Annotated in this window: 27 protein-coding genes and 1 pseudogene; 15 read left to right on the forward strand and 13 right to left on the reverse strand. The window is 71.0% G+C overall.

From position 1 onward, the window contains the following. Positions 1–104 precede the first annotated feature (104 nt). Positions 105–2,438: pseudogene (locus tag CRP55_RS02325) on the forward strand (ATP-binding protein); the annotation flags it as partial. Here CRP55_RS02325 and CRP55_RS02330 read toward each other — a convergent pair. Continuing rightward, a complete protein-coding gene (locus CRP55_RS02330; protein ID WP_097317765.1) occupies positions 2,428–2,919 on the reverse strand; it encodes a phospholipase in 492 nt (163 codons plus the stop codon). The pseudogene CRP55_RS02325 and the gene CRP55_RS02330 sit on opposite strands and share 11 nt — an antisense overlap. Positions 2,920–3,039: 120 nt before the next feature. Here CRP55_RS02330 and CRP55_RS02335 point away from each other — a divergent pair, with 120 nt between their 5' ends. Beyond that, the gene (locus CRP55_RS02335) at positions 3,040–4,053 is read left to right on the forward strand and encodes a potassium channel family protein (protein ID WP_097317766.1); all 1,014 of its coding nucleotides are present in this window, start codon (positions 3,040–3,042) and stop codon (positions 4,051–4,053) included. 11 nt (positions 4,054–4,064) lie between these two features. Here the strand turns inward: CRP55_RS02335 and CRP55_RS02340 are convergent, their stop codons facing one another. Together CRP55_RS02340 and CRP55_RS02345 are read right to left on the reverse strand one after the other, a co-directional pair. Next, positions 4,065–5,069, reverse strand: coding sequence for a 2-oxoacid:ferredoxin oxidoreductase subunit beta (locus tag CRP55_RS02340; protein ID WP_097317767.1), 1,005 nt, complete (start codon positions 5,067–5,069; stop codon positions 4,065–4,067). Further along, the gene (locus tag CRP55_RS02345) at positions 5,062–6,915 is read right to left on the reverse strand and encodes a 2-oxoacid:acceptor oxidoreductase subunit alpha (RefSeq protein ID WP_097317768.1); all 1,854 of its coding nucleotides are present in this window, start codon (positions 6,913–6,915) and stop codon (positions 5,062–5,064) included. Before CRP55_RS02345 ends, CRP55_RS02340 begins: the two co-directional genes overlap by 8 nt. A gap of 210 nt (positions 6,916–7,125) precedes the next feature. Here CRP55_RS02345 and ndhC point away from each other — a divergent pair, with 210 nt between their 5' ends. The 5 genes from ndhC to CRP55_RS02370 all read left to right on the forward strand — a co-directional run bounded on the left by ndhC (position 7,126) and on the right by CRP55_RS02370 (position 9,722). Beyond that, entirely contained in the window at positions 7,126–7,503 is a 378-nt protein-coding gene (gene ndhC, locus CRP55_RS02350) for an NADH-quinone oxidoreductase subunit A (protein WP_097317769.1), read from the forward strand. 69 nt (positions 7,504–7,572) lie between these two features. After that, positions 7,573–8,055 carry a DivIVA domain-containing protein gene (locus tag CRP55_RS02355; protein ID WP_097317770.1) on the forward strand — a complete coding sequence of 161 codons (483 nt, stop codon included), beginning with the start codon at positions 7,573–7,575 and terminating at the stop codon, positions 8,053–8,055. After that, the gene (locus CRP55_RS02360; RefSeq protein WP_097317771.1) at positions 8,052–8,543 is read left to right on the forward strand and encodes an SRPBCC family protein; all 492 of its coding nucleotides are present in this window, start codon (positions 8,052–8,054) and stop codon (positions 8,541–8,543) included. The genes CRP55_RS02355 and CRP55_RS02360 overlap by 4 nt, the downstream gene beginning before the upstream one ends. 35 nt (positions 8,544–8,578) lie before the next feature. Continuing rightward, complete coding sequence (locus tag CRP55_RS02365) at positions 8,579–9,178, forward strand: DNA-3-methyladenine glycosylase I (protein WP_097318689.1); 600 nt, start codon at positions 8,579–8,581, stop codon at positions 9,176–9,178. A gap of 13 nt (positions 9,179–9,191) precedes the next feature. After that, positions 9,192–9,722, forward strand: a complete 531-nt coding sequence (locus CRP55_RS02370; protein ID WP_097317772.1) for a hypothetical protein — start codon at positions 9,192–9,194, stop codon at positions 9,720–9,722. A gap of 17 nt (positions 9,723–9,739) precedes the next feature. Here CRP55_RS02370 and CRP55_RS02375 read toward each other — a convergent pair whose 3' ends face one another. Further along, on the reverse strand, positions 9,740–10,102 hold the full coding sequence (locus CRP55_RS02375; RefSeq protein ID WP_097317773.1) for a DoxX family protein: 363 nt from the start codon (positions 10,100–10,102) through the stop codon (positions 9,740–9,742). Between the two features lie 68 nt (positions 10,103–10,170). Here CRP55_RS02375 and CRP55_RS02380 point away from each other — a divergent pair, with 68 nt between their 5' ends. Continuing rightward, on the forward strand, positions 10,171–10,821 hold the full coding sequence (locus tag CRP55_RS02380) for a TetR/AcrR family transcriptional regulator (RefSeq protein WP_179854981.1): 651 nt from the start codon (positions 10,171–10,173) through the stop codon (positions 10,819–10,821). On the opposite strand, the gene CRP55_RS02385 is transcribed toward CRP55_RS02380, so the two are convergent. From CRP55_RS02385 to CRP55_RS02395, 3 genes are all read right to left on the reverse strand, one after another. Beyond that, positions 10,818–11,612, reverse strand: a complete 795-nt coding sequence (locus CRP55_RS02385; RefSeq protein WP_097317775.1) for a S1 family peptidase — start codon at positions 11,610–11,612, stop codon at positions 10,818–10,820. The two genes, CRP55_RS02380 and CRP55_RS02385, sit on opposite strands and share 4 nt — an antisense overlap. A gap of 95 nt (positions 11,613–11,707) precedes the next feature. Beyond that, on the reverse strand, positions 11,708–12,496 hold the full coding sequence (locus CRP55_RS02390; RefSeq protein WP_097317776.1) for an enoyl-CoA hydratase-related protein: 789 nt from the start codon (positions 12,494–12,496) through the stop codon (positions 11,708–11,710). Further along, positions 12,493–13,302 carry a PaaX family transcriptional regulator gene (locus tag CRP55_RS02395; protein ID WP_097317777.1) on the reverse strand — a complete coding sequence of 270 codons (810 nt, stop codon included), beginning with the start codon at positions 13,300–13,302 and terminating at the stop codon, positions 12,493–12,495. Before CRP55_RS02395 ends, CRP55_RS02390 begins: the two co-directional genes overlap by 4 nt. A gap of 259 nt (positions 13,303–13,561) precedes the next feature. Between CRP55_RS02395 and CRP55_RS02400 the strand changes: the two genes are divergently transcribed. Continuing rightward, entirely contained in the window at positions 13,562–13,729 is a 168-nt protein-coding gene (locus CRP55_RS02400; RefSeq protein ID WP_014694782.1) for a DUF3117 domain-containing protein, read from the forward strand. Between the two features lie 77 nt (positions 13,730–13,806). Then, entirely contained in the window at positions 13,807–15,195 is a 1,389-nt protein-coding gene (locus tag CRP55_RS02405) for a leucyl aminopeptidase family protein (RefSeq protein WP_097317778.1), read from the forward strand. Here CRP55_RS02405 and CRP55_RS02410 read toward each other — a convergent pair. Then, positions 15,172–15,807, reverse strand: a complete 636-nt coding sequence (locus CRP55_RS02410; RefSeq protein WP_097318690.1) for an O-methyltransferase — start codon at positions 15,805–15,807, stop codon at positions 15,172–15,174. The two genes, CRP55_RS02405 and CRP55_RS02410, sit on opposite strands and share 24 nt — an antisense overlap. A 184-nt stretch (positions 15,808–15,991) precedes the next feature. Between CRP55_RS02410 and CRP55_RS02415 the strand changes: the two genes are divergently transcribed. Next, positions 15,992–17,260: a S1C family serine protease gene (locus tag CRP55_RS02415; protein WP_097317779.1), complete on the forward strand. Its 1,269-nt coding sequence runs from the start codon at positions 15,992–15,994 to the stop codon at positions 17,258–17,260. A gap of 71 nt (positions 17,261–17,331) precedes the next feature. After that, entirely contained in the window at positions 17,332–17,742 is a 411-nt protein-coding gene (locus CRP55_RS02420) for a twin-arginine translocase TatA/TatE family subunit (protein WP_097317780.1), read from the forward strand. On the opposite strand, the gene CRP55_RS02425 is transcribed toward CRP55_RS02420, so the two are convergent. The 3 genes from CRP55_RS02425 to CRP55_RS02435 are packed head-to-tail and all read right to left on the reverse strand — an operon-like array spanning position 17,739 to position 20,741. Beyond that, the gene (locus tag CRP55_RS02425) at positions 17,739–18,890 is read right to left on the reverse strand and encodes an Mrp/NBP35 family ATP-binding protein (protein WP_097317781.1); all 1,152 of its coding nucleotides are present in this window, start codon (positions 18,888–18,890) and stop codon (positions 17,739–17,741) included. The two genes, CRP55_RS02420 and CRP55_RS02425, sit on opposite strands and share 4 nt — an antisense overlap. 25 nt (positions 18,891–18,915) lie before the next feature. Next, on the reverse strand, positions 18,916–19,458 hold the full coding sequence (locus CRP55_RS02430; protein ID WP_097317782.1) for a DUF1003 domain-containing protein: 543 nt from the start codon (positions 19,456–19,458) through the stop codon (positions 18,916–18,918). Further along, entirely contained in the window at positions 19,455–20,741 is a 1,287-nt protein-coding gene (locus tag CRP55_RS02435) for a magnesium transporter MgtE N-terminal domain-containing protein (protein ID WP_097317783.1), read from the reverse strand. Before CRP55_RS02435 ends, CRP55_RS02430 begins: the two co-directional genes overlap by 4 nt. Positions 20,742–20,768: 27 nt before the next feature. Here CRP55_RS02435 and CRP55_RS02440 point away from each other — a divergent pair, with 27 nt between their 5' ends. Next, the gene (locus CRP55_RS02440; RefSeq protein ID WP_097317784.1) at positions 20,769–21,641 is read left to right on the forward strand and encodes a PhzF family phenazine biosynthesis protein; all 873 of its coding nucleotides are present in this window, start codon (positions 20,769–20,771) and stop codon (positions 21,639–21,641) included. Positions 21,642–21,880: 239 nt separating this feature from the next. On the opposite strand, the gene CRP55_RS02445 is transcribed toward CRP55_RS02440, so the two are convergent. Both CRP55_RS02445 and CRP55_RS02450 read right to left on the reverse strand, forming a co-directional pair. Beyond that, positions 21,881–22,378 (reverse strand): hypothetical protein, encoded by a 498-nt coding sequence (locus CRP55_RS02445; protein ID WP_245922750.1) that lies wholly within the window; start codon positions 22,376–22,378, stop codon positions 21,881–21,883. Between the two features lie 4 nt (positions 22,379–22,382). Next, entirely contained in the window at positions 22,383–23,093 is a 711-nt protein-coding gene (locus CRP55_RS02450; RefSeq protein WP_097317786.1) for an HAD family hydrolase, read from the reverse strand. A gap of 147 nt (positions 23,094–23,240) precedes the next feature. On the opposite strand from CRP55_RS02450, the gene CRP55_RS02455 reads away from it, so the two are divergent. Together CRP55_RS02455 and CRP55_RS02460 are read left to right on the forward strand one after the other, a co-directional pair. Next, positions 23,241–24,155, forward strand: coding sequence for a DMT family transporter (locus tag CRP55_RS02455; protein WP_097317787.1), 915 nt, complete (start codon positions 23,241–23,243; stop codon positions 24,153–24,155). Positions 24,156–24,251: 96 nt separating this feature from the next. Next, a complete protein-coding gene (locus tag CRP55_RS02460; RefSeq protein ID WP_097317788.1) occupies positions 24,252–24,893 on the forward strand; it encodes a hypothetical protein in 642 nt (213 codons plus the stop codon). Positions 24,894–24,998 lie beyond the last annotated feature (105 nt).

Here is a 24,998-nt window from a genome sequence, read left to right on the forward strand (position 1 = left end):
GGGAAGGCCGGGGGGAAGGTCGAGGAGAGGGCCGGGGGGACGGCCAAGGACAGGACCGGGGAGACGGCCGAGCGGAAAGCCGAGGAGGGGACCGAGGGGAAGGCCGACACAAGGACCGGGACGGCCGAGGGGAAGACGGACTTGGGGAGGACCCCGGCGTCCGGCGGCTCGGTGAGGATCTGCGCGCGGTGGGGTTGCTTGATCTGGGGGAGCACCGCCTTCGCGGGTTCGATGACTCGGAGCGGCTCCTCCAGGTCCTCGCGCCCGGTCTGGACAGTGACTTCCCGCCGCCGCGTACTCAGAAAGCTCCCGCCCACAATCTCCCCGCCGAGCTCAGCCCTTTCGTCGGGCGGCGCGCCGAGGTGGCCGAGGTGGCCGATCTCGTGAAGCGCCACCGCATCGTCACCATCACGGGCGGCGGTGGGGCCGGCAAGACCCGGCTGTCGCTTGCCGTGGCCGGGGAGGTGCTCAAGGCGTACCCCCAAGGGGTCTGGACCGTCGATGCCGTCGGCGCCGCAGAAGGTCTCGCCGGCGTTCTCGGCGTGCGCCGCGAGCCCGGCCGGCCGATTCTCGACTCGCTGCTCGAGCATTGCGCCGAGCGGCGGATGCTTCTCGTGGTGCAGACCGCTGAGGCCGCGAAGAGCGCACCCCTGATCCGGCGGCTGCTCGCCCGCTGCCCGGGCGTCAGCGTGCTCGTCACCGGGCGGGCACCGGTCGGTGTGCCCGGCGAAGTCGTGTGGCGGATTCCGCCGATGTCGCCCGCCGACGTGTTCGCGCTGCTCAGCGAGCGGACCGCCGCCGCCCGGGGTGGGCATGCCGGCTTCGGGGAGGACGGTGTCGATCTCGCTCAGGTGGCGGCCCGGATGGAGGGGTCGCCGCTGATGATCGAGTTGGCGGCGGCTCGGTTGCGGCTTCTCTCCGCCTCGCAGCTCGCCTCGCGGCTGGATGATCCGCTGGCCGCGCTCGACCCGGTGACCGTGGCCGGGGCCGAGGAGCGGCACGACGGCGACCCGGTGACCGTGGCCGGGGCCGAGGAGCGGCACGACGGCGACCCGGTGACCGTGACCGGGGCCGAGGAGCGGCACGACGGCGACCCGGCGACCGTGACCGGGGCCGACGAGCGGCATGACAGCCTTGAGGCCAACCTGGACTGGTCCTATCGGCGGCTCACCGCCCAGGCCCAGGGGCTGCTCCGGCGCCTGGCCGTCTTCGCCGACTCCGTTGATCTTCCGATCGTGGAGTGGTGCGGCGTCGAGGCTCTTGGCGCGCTCGGCGAGCTCACCGACAACTCTCTCGTCGACGTCGTTCCCGGCCCCCGCTACCGGCTCTCCGGGCAGGTCCGCTCTTTCGCCTCGCGCCGGCTTGTGGCCGGCGGCGACGAGCGGGAGGCGCGTGACCGGCACACCGCCTGGTCGCTGCACATGCTGGACAGTGTCGCCGTGGACACCGACGGGCAGCCCCGGACCGTCAGCCTGACGGCCTTCGCACCCTATGTGGCCGAATGGCAGGCCGCCCTGCGCTGGGCCGCCACTCACGGCAGTGTGCGGGCCGGGCTGCGGCTGGCCATCGCGCTCGACCCGTGGTGGCGCGAGCACGGCGGCGCCGGCGAGGGGCGTGACCTGCTCTTCCGGCTCTACCGGCGGCTCGACGGGGCCGACGTCGAGCGCGATGTCGTCGCCGACGCCTATCTCGTGCACGCCGGCCTGGCCGCCGACAAGGCCGAGCGGACCCGGTTCCTCGAACGAGCTCAGGCTCTGGCCGGGGACGATCCGGCTCTTCTCGTACGGACGATGGCCGGCCACCGGGCCACCCTGCTCGACGCCGGGCGGTACGACGACGCCGAGCTGCTCTGCCGCGACGTGATCGCGACCGCGGAGCGGCGGGGCGTGGCCGAGGCCGCCATGCCCGCCGTGATCGCCCTGGCCGAGCTGCTGTGGCGCCGCGACGCGCTCGGCGAGGCGTCCGAGCTGCTCGGCAAGGCCCGCCAGTGGGAGGCCGGCCGGCCCGAGGACCGGGGCCGGCGCACCGTCGACTGGCTGCTCGGCATGGTCGCCCTGCGCCGCGGTGACCTGGTCGCCGCCCACGATCACCTGGTGGTCGCGCTGCGCTCCCGGCTGCGGCACGGGTTCCGGGGCGCCGCGGCCGACGCCGTCGCCGCCATCGCCGTGCGCTGTTCGCTCGGCGGTGATCCCGCGTCGGCCGCCGTGCTGTTCGGCGGGGCCGAGGCGGCCAAGGGGGCCCGCCGCACCGAGATGTTCGGGCGGTTCTGGTCGGCCCAGCAGTTGTCCCTGCGGTCGGCCCTGGGGGATGCGGCCTTCGACGCCGCGTACGCCGAAGGGGTCGGTCTGGGTTTCGACCGCATCGTGGCGATGGCCTTGGCCGTCGAACACCCGGACCTGGAGGACGGCGCGACGCGGTTCGCCCAGGTCAGCGCATGATGCGGGACGCTCGGTCGAGGTCGGCGCCGCGAACCTTGGCCACCGAGCCGAAGACGTGCACGGCCTGGTAGTAGATCCACGCCACGCTGTAGCAGGCCGACCGGGCCACCGATCGGTACTCGGCGCAGACCCGCCTCATGTCGGCGTGGAACGTGTCGTCGATCCGGGCCTTGTTCTGGTCGAACAGACCTTCGTCCTTGTAGTTGCGATAGCCGAAGTCGTGGTGCACGCAGGCGTTGGTGAAGTCGAACCCGAGCGGGCGCTCCGGGCTGGCCGAGCAGTAGTCGGTGGTCCAGTCGAAGCCGTACGCCGCCCACTTCTCCTTGTCGAGCCGGGCGCTGTTCCAGGCGGCCGTGCTGGCCGCTGTCGGCTGGGTCCAGGAGTCGAGGACGGAGAGGCGGTCGACGGTGGCCGAGGCGGGCAGCGAGGGGATCAGCACCGCCACCACGAGGGCGAGAACTACCACTATGCGTCGCGTCATGACTCAGACTTTTCGATCGGCGAGCGTGAATACAACGACGCGCCCGCGCATTTTCGGATCCCGCCGAATCGAACGTGGCCGCGTGACGATCGCTAAGGTGTGTGGCGTGCGGGGAGTCACATGATCCATTTACCTCGGGTCCGTCAAGGGCCCCTTCGCGCGCTCGGCGTCCGGCTCGCGCTGGCGGTCGCGCTCGTCGTCTCCACCGTCGTGGTCATCTACGCCGGTCGCAGCGGCTATCGGGACGTCAACGAGGACGGACTGACCCTTCTCGACTGCTTCTACTACGCGGTCGTGTCGCTCTCGACGACCGGATACGGCGACATCACGCCGGTCACCCCGCACGCCCGGCTGGTCAACATCCTGGTCATCACCCCGGCCCGCGTGCTCTTCCTGATCATCCTGGTCGGCACCACCCTCGAGGTGCTGACCGATCAATATCGCAACAGCCTGCGGGTCAGCCGGTGGAGGCGGAAGTTGAAGGACCACATCGTCATCTGCGGGTACGGCACCAAGGGCCGGGCCGCCGTCGCCGCGCTCCTGGAGACCGGCTACGACAAGTCGCGCATCGTCGTGGTCGAGAACCGGCCCGACGGTGTGCGCCAGGCCGCCGCGAACGGGCTCGCCACCATCGAGGGCAACGCCACCCGCTCGGCCGTCCTGCTCGAGGCCGACGTCAAGAACTGCAAGGCCGTCATCATCGCCACCGACAGCGACGAGGCCTCGGTTCTCATCACTTTGACCGTACGGCAGCTGACCGCCGGACAGGTGCGGATCATCGCCGCCGTCCGGGAGCAGGAGAACTCGGCGCTGCTCAAGCAGAGCGGCGCCCACCACGTGATCGTCTCGTCGGCCACCGCCGGCCGCCTGCTCGGCCTGACCACCACCGCGCCGCCGCTGATCGACGTGGTCGAAGACCTGCTCACCCCCGGTCAGGGCATGGCGCTGGCCATGCGCAGCGCCGAGCGGGCCGAGGTCGGCCGCAACCCGCGCGAGCTGCGCACGCTGGTGGTCGCCCTGATCCGCCGCGGCAAGGTGCTGCCGCTCGGTGGTGAGCAGGCGCTGAGCATCGACACCGGCGACATGCTCGTCTACATAAGGGACGACGAAGCCAGTGTCGATGTAGCGGTCTAACAGATGGCGGTCTAGAGGATGGTCCAGGTGTCGGCCGCGTTGAGCAGGTCGTCGAGCATCTGATCGGGGGAACCGTCGGCCCGGGCGTCGTTCAGCTGCTTCGCGATCAACTCGTCGTATGTGGGCCGCTGCACGTCGCGGAACACGCCGATCGGCGTCGTGCCCAGGTCGGATCCGGAGAGGCGGGACAGGGCGAAGGCGTACGCCGGGTCGTCCACCGAGGTGTCGTGGACGATGGCCTCGCCGCCCTCCTGCACCTTGAGCCCGAAGCCGCCGGCCGGATGGACCACCGAGAACTGGTTGTCGGCCCCGAACGTGACCGGCTGCCCGTGCTCAAGCCGGATCAGGTGGTCGTCCCGGCTGCTCGCGTCCTTGATCAGCTCGAACGCGCCGTCGTTGAAGATGTTGCAGTTCTGGTAGATCTCGACGAACGCCGAGCCCTGGTGGTCGGCCGCCGCCCGCAGCACCGACTGGAGGTGCTTGCGGTCGGAGTCGATCGTGCGGGCCACGAACGTCGCCTCGGCGCCCAGGGCCAGCGACAGCGGGTTGAACGGCGAGTCGGCCGACCCGGCCGGCGTCGACTTGGTGATCTTGCCGAGCTCGGACGTCGGTGAGTACTGGCCCTTGGTCAGCCCGTAGATCCGGTTGTTGAACAGCAGGATCTTCAGGTTCACGTTCCGGCGCAGCGCGTGGATCAGGTGGTTGCCGCCGATCGAGAGCGCGTCGCCGTCGCCGGTGACCACCCAGACCGACAGGTCGGGCCGCGACGCCGACAGGCCGGTGGCGATCGCCGGCGCCCGGCCGTGGATCGAGTGCATGCCGTACGTGTTCATGTAGTACGGGAAGCGCGACGAGCAGCCGATGCCGGAGACGAAGACGATGTTCTCCCGCGGGATGCCGAGCTCGGGCATGAAGCCCTGCACCGCGGCCAGGATCGCGTAGTCACCGCAGCCCGGGCACCAGCGGACCTCCTGATCGGACTTGAAGTCCTTGGCCGTGAGCTTCAGATCAACCATTCTTGACCACGTCCTCCAGCATGTTCTCCAGCGTCGCGGCCGTGAACGGCAGGCCGCTGACCTGGTTGAAGGGCAGAACATCGACCAGATAACGCGCTCGGATCACCTGGGCCAGCTGCCCGAGGTTCATCTCCGGGACCACGACCTTGTCGTACGCCCTCAGCACCTCACCGAGGTTGGCCGGCAGCGGGGACAGATGCCGCAGGTGCGCCTGGGCGATCGGCAGCCCCCGCTGGCGCAGGGCACGGCAGGCGGCGCCGATCGGGCCGTACGTCGAACCCCAGCCCAGCACCAGCACACGCGCCGCCTCGTCGGCGTCCTCGACCTCGACGTCGGGCACGTCGATGGCCTCGATCCGCGCGGCCCGGGTGCGCACCATGAACTCGTGGTTGGCCGGGTCGTACGAGATGTCGCCGGTCTTGTCGGCCTTTTCCAGGCCGCCGATGCGGTGCTCCAGGCCCGGCGTTCCCGGGATGGCCCACGGGCGGGCCAGCGTCTCCGGATCGCGCAGGTACGGCAGGAAGCGCCCGTCCTCGCCGTTCGGGGCCGTCGCGAACTCCACCGACAGGTCGGGCAGCTCGCTCGAGGACGGCAGCAGCCACGGCTCGGAGCCGTTCGCCACGTAGTTGTCGGAGAGCAGGATGACCGGCGTGCGGTAGGTCAGCGCGATGCGGGCCGCCTCGATCGCCGCGTGGAAGCAGTCCGACGGTGATTTCGGCGCGATCACCGCGAGCGGCGCCTCGCCGTGCCGGCCGAACAGGGCCATGTTGAGGTCGGCCTGCTCGGTCTTGGTCGGCATGCCGGTCGACGGGCCGGCCCGCTGCACGTCGACGACGACCAGCGGCAGCTCCAGCGCGATGGCCAGCGAGATCGTCTCGCCCTTGAGGGCCACACCGGGCCCGCTCGTGGTCGTCACACCCAGGGCGCCGCCGTACGAGGCACCCAGCGCCGCCCCGATCGCCGCGATCTCGTCCTCGGCCTGCATGGTCGTGATGCCGAACTTCTTGTGTTTCGACAGCTCGTGCAGGATGTCCGAGGCCGGGGTGATCGGGTAGGCACCCAGGAACAGCGGCAGCTTGGACCGGACGGCCGCGGCCACCAGGCCGAGCGCCAGCGCCTGGTTACCGGTGATGTTGCGGTACGTCCCCGGGCGCATCTTGGCCGGCTTGACCTCGTAGCGCACCGCGAAGTCCTCGGTGGTCTCGCCGAAGTTCCAGCCGGCCTGGAAGGCCGCCTTGTTGGCCGCGACCAGCTCGGGGCGCTTGGCGAACTTGCGCTCCAGGAACCGGATCGTCGACTCGAAGGGGCGCGAGTACATCCAGCTGAGCAGGCCGAGCGCGAACATGTTCTTGGCCCGCTCGGCGTCCTTCTTCGAGATGCCGTGGTCGGCCAGCGCGCCCACCGTCATCGAGGTCAGGGCGACCGGATGAACCGCGAACTCACCGAGGGAGCCGTCCTCGAGCGGGCTGGTCGCCCACCCGACCTTGGCCAGGCTGCGCTTGGTGAACTCGTCGGTGTTGACGATGATGTCGGCGCCGGCGGGCAGGTCGGCCAGGTTGGCCTTGAGGGCGGCCGGGTTCATGGCGACCAGCACGTTCGGCGCGTCGCCGGGCGTGAGGATGTCGTAGTCGGCGAAGTGCACCTGAAAGCTCGACACGCCCGGCAAGGTGCCTGCGGGGGCGCGGATCTCGGCCGGGAAATTGGGCAGCGTCGATATGTCGTTGCCCAGCTGGGCCGTCTCGGATGTGAATCGGTCACCGGTCAGCTGCATGCCGTCGCCCGAGTCGCCCGCGAACCGGATGACCACCCGGTCCAACTGTTCGACCCGTTTCGCTCCAGCGGACACGTTCCCAACCTCCAAAGGTTGCCGGCCGGCCGGGGATGGTCATCTATGAGCCGGCCCGCAGAACTCGTCACTTCCAGACTACGTCGGCGCTCCTTACTCACCGGCCGTGAGCCGTTGACCACAGTAGCCAGGTGAGGCTTGCATGAACCAGAAGAGTCCACTATCCGGCGGCCGAGTGCCACTTACGGGGTTCGACTAGGCTCCGAGGTTGTGGACGGGTATCTCGGGTCGTACGCCACGCTCGGGCTGGTGGCCGCCGTCGGCGTGCTGGTCTTCGTGGGAGCGTTCACGGCCAACAAGCTGCTGCGCCCGGCCGACCCGGCCCAGCCGCCCGGCAAATACGTCTCGTACGAGAGCGGCATCGACCCGGTCGGCGGCGACTGGGCGCAGGCCCAGATCCGGTACTACGTGTACGCGTACCTCTATGTGCTTTTCGCCGTGGAGGCCGTTTTTCTCTTCCCCTGGGCGGTCGTGTTCGACCGGCCGGGCTTCGGCCTGACCACCGTGACCGAGATGGGCGTGTTCGTGGCGGTGCTGGCCCTGGGCATCCTCTACGCCTGGCGCAAAAAGATCCTCACCTGGACCTGAGATCACGCCCGCGTACCGGTCGGGGTGGCGGGCTCGCCACGCACAGCGCGGCGTGCCAACATCTTGCGCATGGGCCAGCTTTTCCTCTTCATCGTCGTGGCGTTGGTCGTGGCTGCGATCGTGTTCGGTGTGACCGTGATGATCGGTGGCAACGACAGCGCGCTGACGCCGGTCGAGCCGGACGGCCGGGCCGTGCCGCTGCCCAGCGACCGGCCCCTCGGCGAGGAGGACGTGACCCACACCAAGTTCGACACCGCCTGGCGCGGCTATCGGATGGCCCAGGTCGACCAGGCGCTCCAGCGCGCGGCGTACGACATCGGCTACAAGGGCGAGCTCATCGGCGTGCTCGAGGCCGAGGTCACCGCGCTGCGCGAGGGCCGCGTGGCCGACGCCGACGTGCTGCGCCGCGCCCGCGAGGCGGCGATAGCACCGGTGACCCCCGCCCCCGTGCCCGCTTCCGAGCCCAAGGCCGAGCCCGCCGCCGAGCCCGGTCCCGCGCCGGTCATCGAGATCACCACCGTGCCCGCCGACGAGCCGGCGGCCAAGCAGTGAGCGCAACCGACCCGGGCCTCGGCGACGCCGCGACACCCGGCACCGGTGAGGTCACCGCCACGGTCATCGTCAACGCTCCCGCCCCGCGGGTCTTCGCCGCGTTCCTGAGCTGGGAGAAACAGTCCGAGTGGATCCCGTTCACCAAGGTGCGCGTGGTCGAGGGCGACGGCGGCGAGGGCAGCCTGGTCGAGGCCATCACCGCCATCGGCCCGGCCGCGCTCCGCGACGAGCTGCGCGTGGTCAAGGTCAATGCGCCTTATGAGGTACGGGTCGTGCACTGCGGCCGCTTCCTGCGCGGCCCCGGGTCGATGCGGTGCACGGCGATGTCCGGCGACCGCACCCAGGTGGTCCTGCACGAGTGGTTCCACCTGCCCGCCGGCCCCGTCGGCAAGATCGCGTGGCCGGTGCTCTGGCCCGGCTCCAAGCTGAGCTTCACCGGCGCCCTGAAGAAGTTCGGCCGCCTGGTCGAGCAGGGCCGGCTCCCCTAGGGCTTTTGTCGTACGGCGGCTCTACGGTGGTCGCCATGACAGATGACGCCGGGCTCGTGATCGGCCTCGACGGGCGCGCCCGCTGCTTCTGGGGCGGCTCCAGCCCCGACTACGCGGCCTACCACGACGACGAGTGGGGCAAGCCGGTCCGCGGCGACGACGCGCTCTACGAGCGGCTGTGCCTGGAGGCGTTCCAGTCCGGCCTCTCCTGGATCACCATCCTGCGCAAGCGGCCGGCCTTCCGGGCCGCCTTCGCCGGCTTCTCGATCGACAAGGTGGCCGCGTTCTCCGGCGCCGACGCGGCCCGGCTGATGACCGACACCGGCATCGTCCGCAACCGGATGAAGATCGAGGCCGCGATCGCCAACGCCCGCGCCGCCGCCGACCTGCCGGGCGGTCTCACCGAGCTGCTCTGGTCGTTCGCGCCCGACCCGCGCCCGGCCCGCCCCAAGACCCGGGCCGACGTCCCGGCCATCACCCCGGCGTCCACGGCCATGGCCAAAGATCTGAAAAAGCGCGGCTTCCGCTTCGTCGGCCCCACCACGGCCTATGCGTTGATGCAGGCCACCGGCATGGTCGACGACCATGTGGCGGGTTGTTGGGTCCCACCCCTCGGTGCGCACCCCCGCGCATGATGGGATGGAGCCCATGGGTCAGTGGGCGGTGATCATTCCGGCGGACAGGTGGGCCGACGAGAGGTTGTTCCACCACGACACCGTCACGGTGTCGGCGGGCGCGTCTTCGGTGGCGCCGGACGACGAGGTGTTGCTGGTGGCCGACGGCCACGTGGTGGCGCTCGCCCGGGCCGCCAAGACCGACGGCGACGTGCTGGTGCTGACATATCTGCGGCGTTCCTTCGACGACCCGGTCCCGGCCCCCGGCCTGACCGAGGGCGAGGCCGTCCCGGTCGACGCCGAGACGTTCCGGCGCTTCGCGACGGCCCTGGGCGCCGAGCCGAAGGGCCCGAACCGCCCGACGTGGCTGGTCAGCGTGGCCCTCCCGATCGAGGCGACGACCCCCGCCGAGGCGGTACGCCAGTTCTGGTCCCACGTCCTCGAGCTGGGCCCGGCCGAGCTTCCGACATACGTGTGGCCGTCGGGCGACGAGCTGGCGATGCAGGCGTTCGTGCTGGGCGTCGAGGCCAACCAGGATCCCGAAGAGGAAGACGACGAAGACTAGCCCCGCTCTGTCCGATGTCAGAGCCGGCGGCTCGGAGGGCGCCACGCCCAGGACAGAAGCATGAGGACCGTGAACGTGGCCGGTGCGACCAGCGTCGTCACGGCCTGACGCATCGCGGCGTGTGAGGCGGCGGCACCGATCATATTGATCGCGACGCCGGCGTACGCCCACTCCTTCAGTCGCGGCAGCCGGGGCGCCACGAGGACCACGGCCGCGATGACCTTCGCGGTTCCCATGATCGAGGCAAGGTAACCGGGATAGCCGAGCTCCAGCATCACCGGGTAGAACGGCGGCGCCCTGAGCAGATCCAGCGCGCCGCCGACCGCGCATTCGCCGCCCACGATCGCGGTCACCGGCCAATAGCCACGGCAAGGTCGCATCGGATCCTCCTAACGAAACGGACCCGTACTCTTATCGGTACGCTACCGTTTCGATGGAGGTGGGGGCAGTGGAAGAGCCACCCGTGCCGGCAGAAGCGGGAACGCCCATTCCACGCGGAATCGGCGCCCGGCGGCGAGTACTGCGAGCCGCGCTTCAGGTGCTCGACGAGCACGGGCTGGCCGGCTTCACCATGGAGGCGGTGGCCCGGAGCGCAGGCGCCAGCAAGGCGACGCTTTACCGGCACTGGCCCACCTCCGGCGCGTTGCTGATCGACGCCATGGACGCGACCTTCCAGCCGTTCCCGGTCCCGGACACCGGACACGTCGCGACCGACGTCGCGGAACTACTCGCCGCGTTCGCCGACCTGCTGGAACGTACGCCGTTCCCGCGCCTGCTCGCCGCGTTCATCGACGCCGCGGAGCGCGATCCCGCGCTCCGAACCCTCCACGCCGACTTGACCCGCCGCCGCCGCGAGCCGCTGCTCGTCGCCCTGGCCCGAGGCCGAGATCGCGGCCAACTGTCCGTCCGCCTCGACCTGGACCTCACCGTCGATCTGCTCGCGGCGCCGTTCTTCTACCGGCGCTTCGTCGCGCACCGTCCGATCACGCCGGACCTGATCAACGACGTCATCGCCGAGGTCTTACGTCCGCCGGGATCCGGCGGTGGTGCCGCGGCGCCGGTTGGTGGCACGGCGCCGCGGCATCAGTCGGTGAGCTAGCCGCCCAGCGACGTGGCCGCCGAGCGGATCGCCGACGCGAAGTAGCTGACCTGGGTGTAGACGCCCGGCTTGTTCGGGCGGGCGCACCCGTCGCCCCAGCTGACGATGCCGACCTGGATCCAGGCGTTGGCGGCGTCGCGGCGGAACATCGGGCCGCCCGAGTCGCCCTGGCAGGTGTCGACGCCGCCGGAGGTGTAGCCGGCGCAGATCTCGTCGGTGGCGATGATCTCGCCGCCGTACATGGCCGACGAGTTGCAGGTCGCGTCACTCACGAACGGGACCGTGGCCTTGAGCAGGTACCGCTGCTGTGACCCACCTTCGCTGGCCGCGCCCCACCCGGAGATCGTGAACGTGCCCGAGTCGTACGCCGTCGTGGTCGCGATCGGCAGGGTGGCCAGGCCGGTGATGGGGCTGGCCAGGCGGATCAGCGCCCAGTCCTTGCCCGCGCCGTTGTATCCCGGCGCGCGGTACACGTAGTTCGACTTCCGCGTGATCTTGCTGGTGGAGTTGAGGTCGACCACACCGGCGGTGGCCGTGATCGACGTGTTCGTGCCGGTGCGGCTCACGCAGTGGGCCGCGGTGAGGACCAGGGTCGGGCTGTAGAGGGCGCCGCCGCAGCCCATCGACAGCCGCACCATGAACGGGAATTCGCCCTGTGCGGCGCGCGTGCCGCCGACGACGGACGGCGTCGGGTCGACCGACGCCGCGGCGGCCGGGGACGCGATCGCGCCGCCCGCCGCCATGGTCAGCGCGGCCATCGCCGCGCCGAAGAAGATCCGCCACTTGACCATTCGGCCCTCCCACGGGGTACGCGCGCCCGGTAGGACGCGTCGGGAGGAGCCTATGCATCGACCTTTATAAATGTGACGATCCCAAAAGGGTAATATCAGCGGCCTTCGAAGACCGGCTTCTGCTTGGCCACGAAGGCGTCGACCGCGTTCTTGTGGTCGGCCGTCGCCCCGCAGATGGCCTGGGCCTGCGCCTCGGCCGCCAAGGCGTCGGACAGCGTGCCGGCGTCGCCGATGGACAGCTCCCGCTTGATCGCCCCGTAGGCCACCGTCGGGCCCGCCGCGAGCCGGGCCGCGAGCTCCTGCGCGACCGGCAGCACCTGCTCGTCGTCCTCGGTCAACCGCGAGAGCAGGCCCATCCCGTACGCGGCCTCGGCCCGCACCGGCTCGGCGAGCAGCAGCAGCTCCAGCGCCCGCGCGTGCCCGACGATCCGCGGCAGCGACCACGAGACCCCGCTGTCGCCGGCCAGGCCCACGTTGGCGAAGGCCATCAGGAAGCCCGTCTTGGGCCCGCCGATGCGGAAGTCGGCCAGCAGCGCCAGCGAGGCGCCCGCGCCGGCCGCCATGCCCCGCACCGCCGCCACCACCGGCTTGGGCATGCTGGCCAGCCGCTGGGCGATCGGGTTGTAGTGCACCCGCACCGTGTCCAGGTCGGTGCGCCCCGACTCGAGCTGCTCGGCGTGCTCCCGCAGGTCCTGGCCCACGCAGAAGGCGTTGCCGGCCCCGGCCAGCACGATCGCCCGGCACGACTTGTCGGACTCCAGGGAGGCCAGCGTGTCGCGCAGCGCCTCCTTGAGGTCGACGTCGAGGGCGTTCATCGCCGACGGCCGGTTGAGCGTGAGGGTGACGACAGCGTCAGTGCGGTCGACCAGCAGGGAATCCGTCATGAGTCTGAGAATCCCACACGGCTGCGAGTCACGGATTGCAGGCAGCGCTCCACATACCGGTCGGCCGCCGGGCGCAGCCGGGTCGCGTGCCGGTCGAAGAAACCGGCCGCGCTCGTGCCCGGCCAGCGCGGCGGCAGCAGCGAGGTGGGCAGCTGCGGGTCACGGAACAGGAACGATCGCCACGAGTGGACCAGGCGGAAGCGGGCCGCGTACGCCTCCTCGTCGCTGCTGCGCGCGTTCACCGTGGTCACGACCGGCCTCAGGTCGGACACGAACTCCTCGTAGGAGCGGGCCAGCCCGGTCAGGTCCCAGGCCTTGCCGACCACCTCGGCCGCGCCCGGTGAGCCGGCCGCGTGGGCGGCGCTGAACCGTTCGTACGGCACCCCGGCGTCGGTCAGCACCGTGTCCACCTCCTCGGTGGCCCGGGGCGCGACCCACGCGTGCTCGCCCAGCGACCCGTAGCCGAGGAAGGTCAGCCGGGCCGCGTCCCGCTTGGCCAGCGGGCCGTGCAGCAGGATCAGGTCGAACTTGCCGTCCCAGCTCACCCGCCCGGTCCGGTAGATTCGCGCCGCCGCCTCGTCGAGACGGCGGGCGGCTTTCGGGGTCAGCAGATATCCCGGTCCGGAGACCAATCGCATAGGGTGCAACCAGCCTTGGCGCACCATGCGGGACACCGCGGTGCGCACAGCGGGAGGAGCGATGCCGAGTGGCGCGAGCAGCTTGACCAGGGCCGCAACCGGTGCGCGCCCGCCTCGCGGGCGGAGGTAGTCGCCGTACAGGTCGAAGAGTGCGGACCGCGCCTGCATGACCGCACATTGTGACAGCCCGAAAGGCGATATGCTAGACGCTGTCACATCCGCCCGGGCTGGGTTTGGGTTCGCCGGTGTTCATCAGGGAAAATGTTTGATCGGCACGGTGGGCCGCTCTGCGTGATGACGCGCAAAGGCCCCTCGGCCGCCGGTCGGATACGAGGTACCACGTCACGTGGGGCTGAGCACGTGACCGTTGACAAGTGGCTGTGGGGCAACCCACCGACACCCTGATGTGGGTCTGAGGGGAGACAAGATGGCGGCGATGAAGCCGCGGACGGGCGATGGTCCGCTGGAGGTCACCAAGGAGGGTCGGGGCATCGTCATGCGTGTCCCGCTGGAAGGTGGTGGCCGTCTCGTCGTTGAGATGACTCCGGACGAGGCCAGCGCGCTGGGTGACGCGTTGAAGTCGATCGCCGGCTGACGTTTCACGCGAGCCCGCCGGTACGGTACCGCCCGTACCGGCGGGCTTTCCACGTCTTCGAGAAAGGTCATGCTCTCGTGTTTCCGATCCGGCTGACCGACCACCTCGACGACGGCCTGACCCGCGTGGTGCCGATCGGCGCGCCGGGTCCACTGTCGCACGTCGACGGCGCCCTCGGTGACGAGATCGCCGCTCTGGGTGACCGTCCCGATCCTGTGATCGTTCTTCGCCGGCCGCTCCAGCGCCCGGCGAAAGTCCTGCTGGTCGACGTGAGCGCCGGCTGGCGTTCCGCCGGCGCGGCCATCGCCCGCGAGAGCGACGAGCCTCTGCAGATCCTCGTCGATGACGGCGCCGACGTCCGCGACCTGGCCGAGGGCCTCTGGCTCGGCGGCTACCGCTATCGCGACGCCCGCCAGGAGCCGCGCACGGCTCCGGTCGATCTGGTCAACACCAGGCCTGAGGTGTACGCCCGGAGCCTGGCCCAGGCGCAGATCGCGGCCCGCGCCACCTGGCTCGCGCGCGACCTCACCAACACACCACCGAACTTGAAGATCCCGGACTGGTTCGCCGAGGAGATGGCCGGCGCGTCCGCGCGGCGGCCCGGCATCGCGGTCCGCGTCCACGCGGGCGCCGGCCTGGACCGCTTCGGTGGCCTGCGCGCCGTCGGCGGTGGCTCCAAATGGCGCCCGTGCATGGTCGAGATGACCTGGCAGCCGCCGGGCGCGACCACCCACGTGGTGCTGGTCGGCAAGGGCATCACGTTCGACAGCGGCGGCCTCTCGGTGAAGACCCGCGAGGGCATGAAGCGGATGAAGAACGACATGGCCGGCGCGGCCGCGGTGGCCGCGGCCACCCTCGGCGCGGCCGACCTCGGCCTGCGGGTGCGGATCACCGCGCTGATGCCGCTGGCCGAGAACGCCATGAGCGGCTCCGCCTTCCGCCCCGGCGACGTGATCACCCAGTACGACGGCAGCACCACCGAGACCACCAACTCCGACGCCGAGGGCCGCCTGGTGCTGGCCGACGCGCTGGGCTACGCGGTCGAGGGCCTCGAGCCCGACGTGATCGTCGACCTGGCCACGCTGACCGGCTCGCAGAAGGTCGCGCTGGGCCCGGAGATCTCCGCCCTCTTCACCGACAACGACGACCTGGCCACCGCCCTGCGGGCGGCCGGCGAGCGGGCCGGCGAGAAGATGTGGCGTATGCCACTGCCGGCCGATTACCGCGACCTGCTCCGCAGCGACGTGGCCGACCGGCACAGCTCACCCATGGGCTCGCCCGGCGCCGTGGTGGCCGCCCTGTTCCTGCGCGACTTCCTGGGGCCGTACGCGGACCGCTGGGCGCACATCGACATGGCCGCTCCCGCCTGGAGCGACACCCTGGAGCTGGAGACCACGCGCGGCGCCACCGGCTGGGGCGCCCGGACCCTGCTGCGCTATCTCTCAGCGCTTGACGGCGGTCAGTAACCCGCCGCCCGACGAGATCACCGCGGGGATCCACTCCTCGGACTCGCGCACCGAGCGGACCGTCTCGCGGATGGTCAGCGTCTCGACGTCGCGGGCCGACGGGTCGGCGATCCGGCCGCCGGCCAGCACGCCGTTGATCACGAGCGCGCCGCCCGGGCGCAGCAGCCGCAGCGCCTCGTCGGCGCAGGCGCCGAACTCGGTCGGGTCGGCGTCGACGAAGACCAGGTCGTACGCCCCGTCGGCGAGCCGGGGCAGCACGTCGAGCGCCCGCCCGGTGATGATCCGGGTGCGCGACGGGGCGAACCCGGCCTCGGCGAAGATCCGCCGGGCGATCCGCTGGTGCTCGTTCTCGACGTCGATGGTGGTGAGCACCCCGTCGGCGCGCATGCCCCGCAGCAGCCAGACACCGCTCACCCCCGTACCCGTGCCGATCTCCACCACCGCCTTGGCGCTGCCCGCGGCAGCCAGAAGGCGCAGCACGGACCCGGCGGCCGGGGTGACGCTGAACAGGCCGAGCTCGTGGGCGAGGCTGCGCGCGGTCTGCAGGACGATGTCCTCGTCCGCGTACGCCTCGGCGAACTGGGAGCCGTTGGTGGCCGGCTGGGGACCGATCGAGCGGGCTGACGGGACGATGACGAACCTCCGGAGCGGCTGAGGATGCCCATAAAGAGTAAAGCGAGGCTCCCTTAGCACGCACCTGGCCGTCGATGGGATAAAAGGGCCGGGGAGAGGCAGTGCGGGGGATCCGTGTCATCCTGGAGGGGGAGCCGGGCGGAACATGAGTGGAGGCACCGACGTGACCGACGGTTGGAACGCGCGTCCCACTCCGCCGCCTGCCAATGGTCAACCACCCTCGCCCTGGGGGTCCGACGCGCTGTGGTCCGGGTCGATGGCCGACCCGTGGCGTGACCCGTACGCCCCGGCCGCCGTCGTGGTGCAGGGCGTCCCGGCCACCCCCGGCCCGCCGCCGGAGCCGGTCACCGACCCGGACGCGCCGCGTCGTTCGTACACCCCAATTCTCTTGATCTGCCTGGTCACCGCGCTGCTCGCGGGCGGACTGGGCGGCACCCTGGGCTATGTCTTCGCCGTGCGCGGCGGGGTCGGCGGCGGTGCCGCGTCCAGCCTGGGCGCGCCGGCCGAGGACGCTCCGGCCGCGGCCAACCGGGCCCCCGACTCGCTGGCCGGTGTGGCCAAAAAGGTCCTGCCCAGCGTGGTGACGGTTCGGGTGACCGGCGCGATCGGCTCCGGCTTCGTGGTGTCCAAGGACGGCTACGTGATCACCAACGACCACGTGGTCGAGGGCGCCGACGACGACACCATGTCGGTCGCGTTCAGTGACGGCTCCACGGCGAGCGCCAAGGTGGTCGGCCGCGACCCCGAGTCCGACATCGCCGTGATCAAGGTCGCCAAGTCCAACCTCACCCCGGTCGCCATCGGCAACTCCGACTCGATCGCGGTGGGCGACCCGGTGCTCGCCTTCGGCTCGCCGCTGGCCCTGGTCAACACGGTCACCGCCGGCATAGTCAGCGCGCTCGACCGCACCATCGAGGCGGGCGGCGAGTCGGGCGGCACGACCCGCTACTACGCGGCCATCCAGACCGACGCCGCGGTCAACCAGGGCAACTCGGGCGGCCCGCTGGTCAACGCGGCCGGCCAGGTGGTCGGGGTCAACTCGGTGATCCGCTCGGTCGGCGGCACCGAGACCGAGGCCGGCAACATCGGCCTGGCCTTCGCCATCCCGATCAACCAGGCCCGCCGGGTGGCCGGCGACATCATCGACACCGGCAAGGCCCGGCGCACGGTGATCGGCGCCGAGGTGGCCACCGGCGGCACCAGCGCGACCGGGGCCCGGCTGCGCTCGGTCGAGCCCTCCGGGCCGGCCGCCACCGCGGGCCTCAAGGCCGGTGACGTGGTCACCAAGCTCGACGGGCACGCGGTCGAGGACGGCACCGATCTGATCGCCCTGGTGCGCAAGTACGCTCCGGACTCGACCGTCTCCGTGGAGTACCGTCGCGGCACCAAGACCCAGACGGCGTCCGTGACATTGGTCGCGGACTCCAACTGAACCATCTGCGGACTGCCAACTGACAGGTTCCGTGCGTAGGCTGGGCCGCGGAGACAAGGGAGGCCGCCCTCATGTTCGAGAACCTGAACTGGTGGGAGATCGGCGCGCTGCTGCTGCTCGCTTTGTTGATCTTCGGCGAGCGGCTGCCGAAGGTGATCGGCGACGGCATGCGCATGCTGCGTGGCCTGCGCGCCATGGCGCAGAACGCGACGAGCGACCTCAACCGCGAGCTCGGCACCGACCTGCAGCTGCAGGATCTTCACCCCAAGGCGTTCATCCGCAAGCACCTGATCAGCGAGGACGAGGAAGCGGCGATCCGCAAGCCGCTCCAGGGCCTCCTCGAGGACGTCAAGTCCGACCTGAACGGCGTGAAGACCGGCCTGACCGACGTCGCCGAGGCCGCGGACATCAAGAAAGCGCCCTCGACTTCGATCGCTAAATCGGAGCCGAAGGCGCGAACCTTGGACCTGGACGCTACTTAAGCCTTCTTGGCGTTGACCATCAGGCCGAGCGGCTTGCCGACGAGGGAGTCGCGGCGGACGGCCAGCTTGGCGGCGACGGCGTCGAGGGCCTTGGCCGCCGGCGCGTCCGGAGCGGCCAGCACGATCGGGTCGCCGGCGTCGCCCGCCTCGCGGACCCGGGTGTCCAGCGGCACCTGACCCAGCAGCGGCACCGAGGCGCCGATCGCGGTGGTCAGCGAGTCGGCCACGGTCTGCCCGCCGCCCGCGCCGAAGACCTCCATGCGCGAGCCGTCCGGAAGCTCCAGCCAGGACATGTTCTCCACGACGCCGATGACCCGCTGGTGGGTCTGCAGGGCGATCGCCCCGGCTCGCTCGGCCACCTCGGCCGCGGCCATCTGCGGGGTGGTGACGACCACGATCTCCGCGTTGGGCAGGAGCTGGGCCAGCGAGATCGCCACGTCGCCGGTGCCCGGCGGCAGGTCGAGCAGCAGCACGTCGAGGTCGCCCCAGTAGACGTCGGCCAGGAACTGCTGGAGCGCCCGGTGCAGCATCGGGCCCCGCCACACCACGGCCGCGTTGCCCGCGGTGAACATGCCGATCGAGATCACCTTCACGCCGTGCGACTGCGGCGGCATGATCATCTCTTCGACCCGGGTCGGCCGGGCCTCGACGCCCAGCATGCGCGGCACCGAGTGGCCGTAGATGTCGGCGTCGATCACGCCCACCGACAGGCCCCGCTTGGCGAGGGCCGCGGCCAGGTTGACGGTCACGCTCGACTTGCCGACGCCGCCCTTGCCGCTGGCTACGGCGTACACCCTCGTGCGAGAGCCGGGCTGGGCGAACGGAATGACCGGTTCCGCCGAAGCGGAACCACCGCGCAGCGTGGTCTGCAGCGCCTTGCGCTGCTCCTCGGTCATCACACCGAAATCGATGCTCACCGAGGAGATGCCGGGAATCTTGGTCAGGGCGGCGGTGATGTCGTTGTTCAGCTTGTCGCGCAGCGGGCAGCCGGCCACGGTGAGCAGCAACTCGACCCGGACCGAGCCGTCGGCGACAGTGAAGCCCTTGACCATGCCGAGTTCGGTGATCGGGCGGCGGATCTCGGGGTCGTCGACCGTGGCCAGAGCGGCCTGAATCGCGTCCTCGATGGTGGAGGCGGGAGCGGACATGGATGCCATGCTACGTCGCTCCTTACTAGTGCTCCGCCTCCCACTCCTTGCGGTCGTCCTCCCACTCCTGGCGCGCCCGCTTGTCCCGCCGATGGGCCGCCTCGTCCAGCTCGTCGGCGAGTCTCGCCAGCTCCGAGCGCAGGAAGTCGCGGGTCGCCACCTCACCCAGCGCGATCCGCAGCGAGGCGATCTCGCGGGCCAGATATTCGGTGTCGGCCTTCTGCATCGCGGCCCGCCGCCGGTCCTCCTCCATCGCCAGGCGGTCCCGGTCGGTCTGCCGGTTCTGCGCGAGCAGGATCAGCGGCGCCGCGTACGACGCCTGCAAAGACAAGATCAAGGTCAGGAACGTGAAGGTGTACGGGTCGAAGCGCAGGCCTTTCGGCGCCAGCGTGTTCCAGAGGAACCAGCCGGCGATGACCAGCGTCATCCACACGATGAACTGTGCCGTGCCCATATATCGGGCGATGCTCTCCGACCAGCGGCCGAACGCCTCCGGGTTGAACCGGGGCAGCCGCACCCGTCCCGGCTCGACGGGCTGGTCCAGGCGGTCCCGCCGGGGCTCCGTCACAGCGTGACCTCGTCCGTCTCGTCGGCGCCCAGGTTGTCCCGCTCGCGCCAGTCACGCGGCAGCGAATGGTCGAGCACGTCGTCGACGGTCACCGCCCCGACCAGCCGGCGCGTCGAGTCGATCACCGGCATCGCCACCAGGTCGTACGTCGCCATCCGCTTGATGATCTCGGCGAGGGGTGCGTCGGGGCGCAGGGGCTCGATGTCGTTGTCGACGATCCCGCCCAGGATCGACGACGGGGCCTCACGCAGCAGCCGCTGGAAATGCACCATGCCGAGATATTTCCCACTCGGCGTGGCCGACGGCGCCCGCGCGACGAAAACCTGCGCGGCGACCACCGGCGACAGCTCCGGCTCCCGGATGCGGGCCAGCGCCTCGGCCACCGTCGTGTCCGGGGTGAGGATCACCGGCTCCGAGGTCATCACGCTGCCGGCCGTGCCCGGGCGATAGTTCATCAGCTGCCGGACCGGGTCGGCCTCCTCCGGCTCCATCAGGTCGAGCAGCACGGTCTGCTCCGCCTTGGGCAGCTCGGCCAGCAGGTCGGCGGCGTCGTCCGGGTCCATGCGCTCCAGTACGTCGGCGGCGCGCTCACGGTCGAGCCGGACCAGGATCTCCACCTGATCGTGCTCGGGCAGTTCCTCGAGCACGTCGGCCAGCGTCCGGTCGCTGAGCGCGGCCGCGACCTCGTTGCGCCGGGCGTCCGGCAGATCCTGCAGCGCGTTCGCCATGTCGGCCGGGCGCATCTGCTCGAGCAGGGCCAGCAGGTTGGAGGTGCCCTGCGTGTCGGTCGGGCCGACCAGCCCGCGCACCCGCTCGTACTCGGCCTGGAAGACATGCCCGCGCCGGGTCAGCCGCCCGGTGTGCTCCCGCACGGCGACCCGGGTGACGAGCCACTCGTTGTTGCGGTTGAGATCCATCCCGATGTCGACGACCACGCCCGGCGTGGCCGCACCCTCGCCGTGCTCGGGCACCACTTCGACCCGGCGGTCGAGCAGGTCCTCGATGACGAGCAGCTCGTTGGGCCGTTTCTCGAACCGGCGCAGGTTGAGACTGCCGCTGCTGAGCACCACGTTCTCGGCGTCCATCGACGTGATCCGCCCGATCGGCAGGAAGATCCGCCGGCGCAGCGCCATCTCCGCCACCAGCCCGACGACCTGGGGCGGCCGGGTCGTGGTGCGCAGGCGGACCACGCCGTCGCGTACCCGCCCGACCCGGTCCCCGTTGGGGTCGAACACGGGCAGACCGGCGAGGCGGGCCACATAAACCCTCGTCCCCATGGTCACGCCTTCAGCCTAGGTTAGGGTCCGGACATGTCAGGAGTGGCGTACGAGATCGTCGACGTGTTCACCGACCGCCCGTTCGCGGGCAATCCGCTCGCCGTCGTCTACGGCGCCGACGATTTAGCCGCAGACCAGATGCACACCCTGGCCCGCGAGTTCAACCTCTCCGAGACGGTATTCGTCCTTTCCCCCACAGACCCCGCCGCCACCTATCGTGTGCGGATCTTCACTCCGGAGCTGGAGATCCCGTTCGCGGGTCACCCGAGCGTGGGCGCCGCGGTGACCTCGATGCGCCGGGGCCTCTTCCCGCCCGGCGACGTCATCCAGGAGTGCGGGGCGGGCCTGCTGCCGATCACGGTGACGTCGCACGGCTCGGCCACGGTCACCGGCGGGACGCCCCGCTTGGGCCCGGCCCTGGCGGTCGAGCCGCTCCTCGAGATCACCGGCCTGGCGGCCGAGGACCATGCCGGCGGTGCCCCACGTCACGCCGGGGGAGGCTTGGACTGGGTGATTTTTCCCGTACGGCGGGAAGCGCTCGCCAAAATCACGATCAACGCCCGCGCGGCCCAGGAGCACGGCGTCACCGACCTCAGCGTGGTCGCCTGGAACCCGGAGTCGTCGGAGGCGCACGCCCGCGTCTTCATCCCTGGCAGCGCCGTCCCCGAGGACCCGGCGACGGGCTCGGCGGCGCTCGCCCTGGGCATCTGGCTGGTCGACGCGGGCCTGCTCCCGGCCGACGGCACCTCGTCGTACCGCATCCACCAGGGCATCGAGATGAAGCGCCCGTCCCGCCTGGAGTGCACAGTCACCGCCGTCGCCGGGGAGGCGGTGTCGGCCACGGTCGCCGGCCATGTCTGGCCGGTCGCCACGGGCCAGATCGCGGTACCACCGTTCGTCGGCTAGTCCGCCACTCAACGCCTGCTTGCCGGCGCCGCTCAACGCCTTCTTACCCGGCGCCGCCCACTGCGGCCGCGCCCATCTGGGTCCGGGCGCCTCTCCGCTGCCGCGTCACCGCCGTTACCACCATTCTCGGGCGACCGGCTGTTGTCCACACTCGCGAGGTTGTCCACAGCCCCGCGCCTCGCGGCGGCCGCTTTTGCGAGAATGCTCTCTAGGACGGGGGCCCCCTTGGGAGGGCGGGCTCAGCGTTTGCGGACCTTGTGCAGGCGGAACGGGCGAGTGACCTCGACCCGGGCCGGTGTCTCCCGGGGCGGGGCCGCGCCCGAGTCCTTGGGCAGGTCGGGGCGGCTGATCGGGGTCTGATCGGGCGCGGGCGTCAGCCGTACGACCGCGCAGCCCGTCTCGGCCCATCGGGTCACCACCTGCTCGGCGGTGCCCGAGGCGTTGAGGCGTTTGACGGCCAGCTGCGGCGCCACCGTCTCCCATTCCTCGCTGCCCGGCGCCAGCCTGGTCACCGTCGCCTCGGTGACCAGGATCAGGCCGCCGTTGTCGCCGCGCAGCCGGACGGTGGCCCGGGCCGCCTCGGCCAGGCCGGGGGCGAACTGCTCGCCGGGGCCGCTGACCACGATCAGCGTGCCCTCCAGCGGCAGGCACCACAGCGCCAGCGCCGGCCCGTCCCCGACGGAGATCCAGGCCAGTGCCGCCTTCTTGAGTGCCTCGTCCAGCAACGGTGAAGTCACCGCGTCATCGTAGTGCCGGCTCACCGACCCGGGCCTGATCGACCAGCCCGACGATCTCGGTCAGCGAGCGGACGGTGCGGCCGGCGAAGTTCGTGTCGGCGTCGAAGGTGAGGTGATTGGCGAGATCAGGAGCGGTTAGACGTACGGGGGTCATGCCCACCGCCGCGGCGCCGGTCAGTTCGTGGCTGCCGCCGTCGCCCACGTACAGGCATTCGCCGGGCTGGACGCCGAGCTCGTCGCACGCGGCCAGGTAGATCTGCGGGTCGGGCTTGCAGGCTCCCAGCCGTACGGAAAAGATCGTCGCGTCCAGCAGGGGCGCCACCGGGAGGCTGGGCAGGAACGCGGGCAGCTCGTGTGTGCAGTCGCTGATCAATGCCGTGGACAGGCCACGGCGCTTGATTGCGGTGAGGGCGCTGACCGCGTCCTCGCGGAGCGTGGTGTCGGCCTGCAGCGCTTTGACCCGGGCCGGCACTCCGGCCCGCACCTGGTCGGTCAGGGGGCGGCCACCGGCCTGCTCGATGACCCACCGTAGGGTGGCCTCCGCGGAGCCGTACCGGCCCCGGGCGCGAGCCCGGAACGTCCGGTCCAGCACACCGCGGACCGCTTCCGGATCGGCGCCGAGAGCCCGGGCGATCTCGGCGTGCTGGGGTCCGCGCTGGACCGAGCGGGTGAGTGTGCCGAAAAAGTCGAACACGACCGCACGGTATGCGGGCATGGTAAATCAGCCTCCCGGGCATCAGGGGTTCACAGGGGTTCAAAGGGGTCATGCGAAACCTCGGTGACTGTAACGACATCGTCACTCTCAGTTCAATAGGCATCGATGAACTGTGGTGTACAAGTCCGCAAGAAGCGACGGCCGGGGATGAATAAGCCCTCATCGCGCGTGAACGGGTCGGTTGTCGCGCTGACCGTGGCCGTCCTCGCGGTCTCCTCATCGGCGCCGCTGATCGCCTTCGCGGCCGCTCCGGCCCTGGCCATCGCCTTCTGGCGGAACTTCCTGGCGACGGTCGCGCTTACCCCCATCACGTACGGGCCCAGGCGATCCGAGATCAGGGGCGCCTCCCGCCGGTCGGTGCTCTTCGGCGTGCTCGCCGGGGTGGCTCTGGCCGCACACTTCGCCACGTGGATGCCGAGCGTCCAGCTGGGCTCGGTGGCCACCGCGACGGCGCTGGTGGCCACGCAGCCCGTGTGGCAGGGCTTGATCGCGCTGGTGCAGGGCCGCCGCCCGTCGGCGGCCGGATGGGCGGGCATCGTGCTGGCCGTGGCCGGCGCGGCCTGGGCCACGGGCGCCGACATCGGCGTTTCCGGGCAGGCGGTCCTGGCCGACGTCCTGGCGCTGTTCGGCGCGATCTTCGCCGCCGCCTACACCGCCCTCGGCGAGCAGGCCCGGACGACGTTGAGCACGACCACGTACACCTGGATCTGTTACGGCGTCTGCGCCGTCCTGCTCCTGATCGTGTGCCTGGTCTCCGGGGTTCAGCTCGGCGGCTACGACGCGCAGACGTGGGCCGCGATCCTCGCCCTGGTCATCGGGGCCCAGCTGCTGGGCCATTCGATGTTCAACTACGCCCTGCAGCGCACGTCGGCCACCACGGTCAGCGTCCTGATCCTGCTCGAGGTGCCGGGCGCCGCCCTGCTCGCCTGGCTCTGGCTCGGGCAGACACCGCGCGCGGCCGCCCTGCCGGGTCTCGCCCTGCTCCTGCTCGGCGTGGCCGTGGTCATTCTCGGCGCCGCCCGGGCCAACCGCCCCGTGGTCGATCCCGTGCTGACCGACTGAGATTCCCCGATTGCGCGGTTAGTGGCTTTCGTTCGTTGAGCCCTGCGGGTCTCGCCTGGCGGGCAGTGCCGGGCCGGGGTAGAGAGGGGGAATGCGATGCACCGCGCTCGATTCCTGGTCGGACTGGCAGCGGCTCTCGGGGCGATCCTCGTGACCGCCGGATGCGGCGACCAGCCGGAGGAGCAGCCCGCCGCCGGGCCGGGACTGACCGGCGGCTGGAGCACGGCCGGATGCGAGTTCGGCCGCCGGGCCGAGCACATGCCGGTGGCCGGCCTGCTCATGCCGGCCACACCGGCCGAGCTGAGCGCCGCGATGGACCGCGTCGACCGCGGCGGGCGCACCGAGTTCGCCGACAGCTACGCCGGGATCGAGGTCGACCAGGAGCGGGTACGGGCGATCGTCTACCGCGTGCCGTCAGCGGCCTTCGACCAGTTCATCCGCCGCGCCGCCGAGAACGCCTGCATCGTCGTGCGCGACGCCGACCATTCCGCGACCGACCTGGCGTTCTGGCACGACCGGGTCCTCGCCGACATCCAGTTCTGGACCCACCGAGGCATCCGCCTGGTCTCGATCGGCGCCCGCCACGACGGCACCGGCATCGAGATAGGCACCCGCGACCTCGACCGGGCCCGCTTGGAGCTTCCCGCCCGCTACGGCGCCCGGGCTCCACTCCTGTTCATGGAGGAGGGCCCGATCCACCCCTTGCCGAACCCCACCGCAACCCCACACACGAACTGACCCGCGCAGCAATCAGGTCCCCCTCGCAAGGCCCACCGCGTTCCTCGCGGGCCCTCGCCCGCGCCGTGCGCCCACCAGCTTGGTCTCGCGGTCAGCTCCCTCTTC

The organism is Paractinoplanes atraurantiacus (assembly GCF_900215205.1).
Lineage (GTDB): Bacteria > Actinomycetota > Actinomycetes > Mycobacteriales > Micromonosporaceae > Actinoplanes > Actinoplanes atraurantiacus.

Bases quoted from the DNA above. Each gene is read 5' to 3' on its own strand.
- CRP55_RS02330 (WP_097317765.1), bottom strand. From the start codon at position 2,919: ATGACGCGACGCATAGTGGTAGTTCTCGCCCTCGTGGTGGCGGTGCTG.
- CRP55_RS02335 (WP_097317766.1), top strand. From the start codon at position 3,040: ATGATCCATTTACCTCGGGTCCGTCAAGGGCCCCTTCGCGCGCTCGGC.
- CRP55_RS02340 (WP_097317767.1), bottom strand. From the start codon at position 5,069: ATGGTTGATCTGAAGCTCACGGCCAAGGACTTCAAGTCCGATCAGGAG.
- CRP55_RS02355 (WP_097317770.1), top strand. From the start codon at position 7,573: ATGGGCCAGCTTTTCCTCTTCATCGTCGTGGCGTTGGTCGTGGCTGCG.
- CRP55_RS02365 (WP_097318689.1), top strand. From the start codon at position 8,579: ATGACAGATGACGCCGGGCTCGTGATCGGCCTCGACGGGCGCGCCCGC.
- CRP55_RS02370 (WP_097317772.1), top strand. From the start codon at position 9,192: ATGGGTCAGTGGGCGGTGATCATTCCGGCGGACAGGTGGGCCGACGAG.
- CRP55_RS02375 (WP_097317773.1), bottom strand. From the start codon at position 10,102: ATGCGACCTTGCCGTGGCTATTGGCCGGTGACCGCGATCGTGGGCGGC.
- CRP55_RS02385 (WP_097317775.1), bottom strand. From the start codon at position 11,612: ATGGTCAAGTGGCGGATCTTCTTCGGCGCGGCGATGGCCGCGCTGACC.
- CRP55_RS02390 (WP_097317776.1), bottom strand. From the start codon at position 12,496: ATGACGGATTCCCTGCTGGTCGACCGCACTGACGCTGTCGTCACCCTC.
- CRP55_RS02395 (WP_097317777.1), bottom strand. From the start codon at position 13,302: ATGCAGGCGCGGTCCGCACTCTTCGACCTGTACGGCGACTACCTCCGC.
- CRP55_RS02400 (WP_014694782.1), top strand. From the start codon at position 13,562: ATGGCGGCGATGAAGCCGCGGACGGGCGATGGTCCGCTGGAGGTCACC.
- CRP55_RS02420 (WP_097317780.1), top strand. From the start codon at position 17,332: ATGTTCGAGAACCTGAACTGGTGGGAGATCGGCGCGCTGCTGCTGCTC.
- CRP55_RS02425 (WP_097317781.1), bottom strand. From the start codon at position 18,890: ATGTCCGCTCCCGCCTCCACCATCGAGGACGCGATTCAGGCCGCTCTG.
- CRP55_RS02440 (WP_097317784.1), top strand. From the start codon at position 20,769: ATGTCAGGAGTGGCGTACGAGATCGTCGACGTGTTCACCGACCGCCCG.
- CRP55_RS02450 (WP_097317786.1), bottom strand. From the start codon at position 23,093: ATGCCCGCATACCGTGCGGTCGTGTTCGACTTTTTCGGCACACTCACC.
- CRP55_RS02455 (WP_097317787.1), top strand. From the start codon at position 23,241: ATGAATAAGCCCTCATCGCGCGTGAACGGGTCGGTTGTCGCGCTGACC.
- CRP55_RS02460 (WP_097317788.1), top strand. From the start codon at position 24,252: ATGCACCGCGCTCGATTCCTGGTCGGACTGGCAGCGGCTCTCGGGGCG.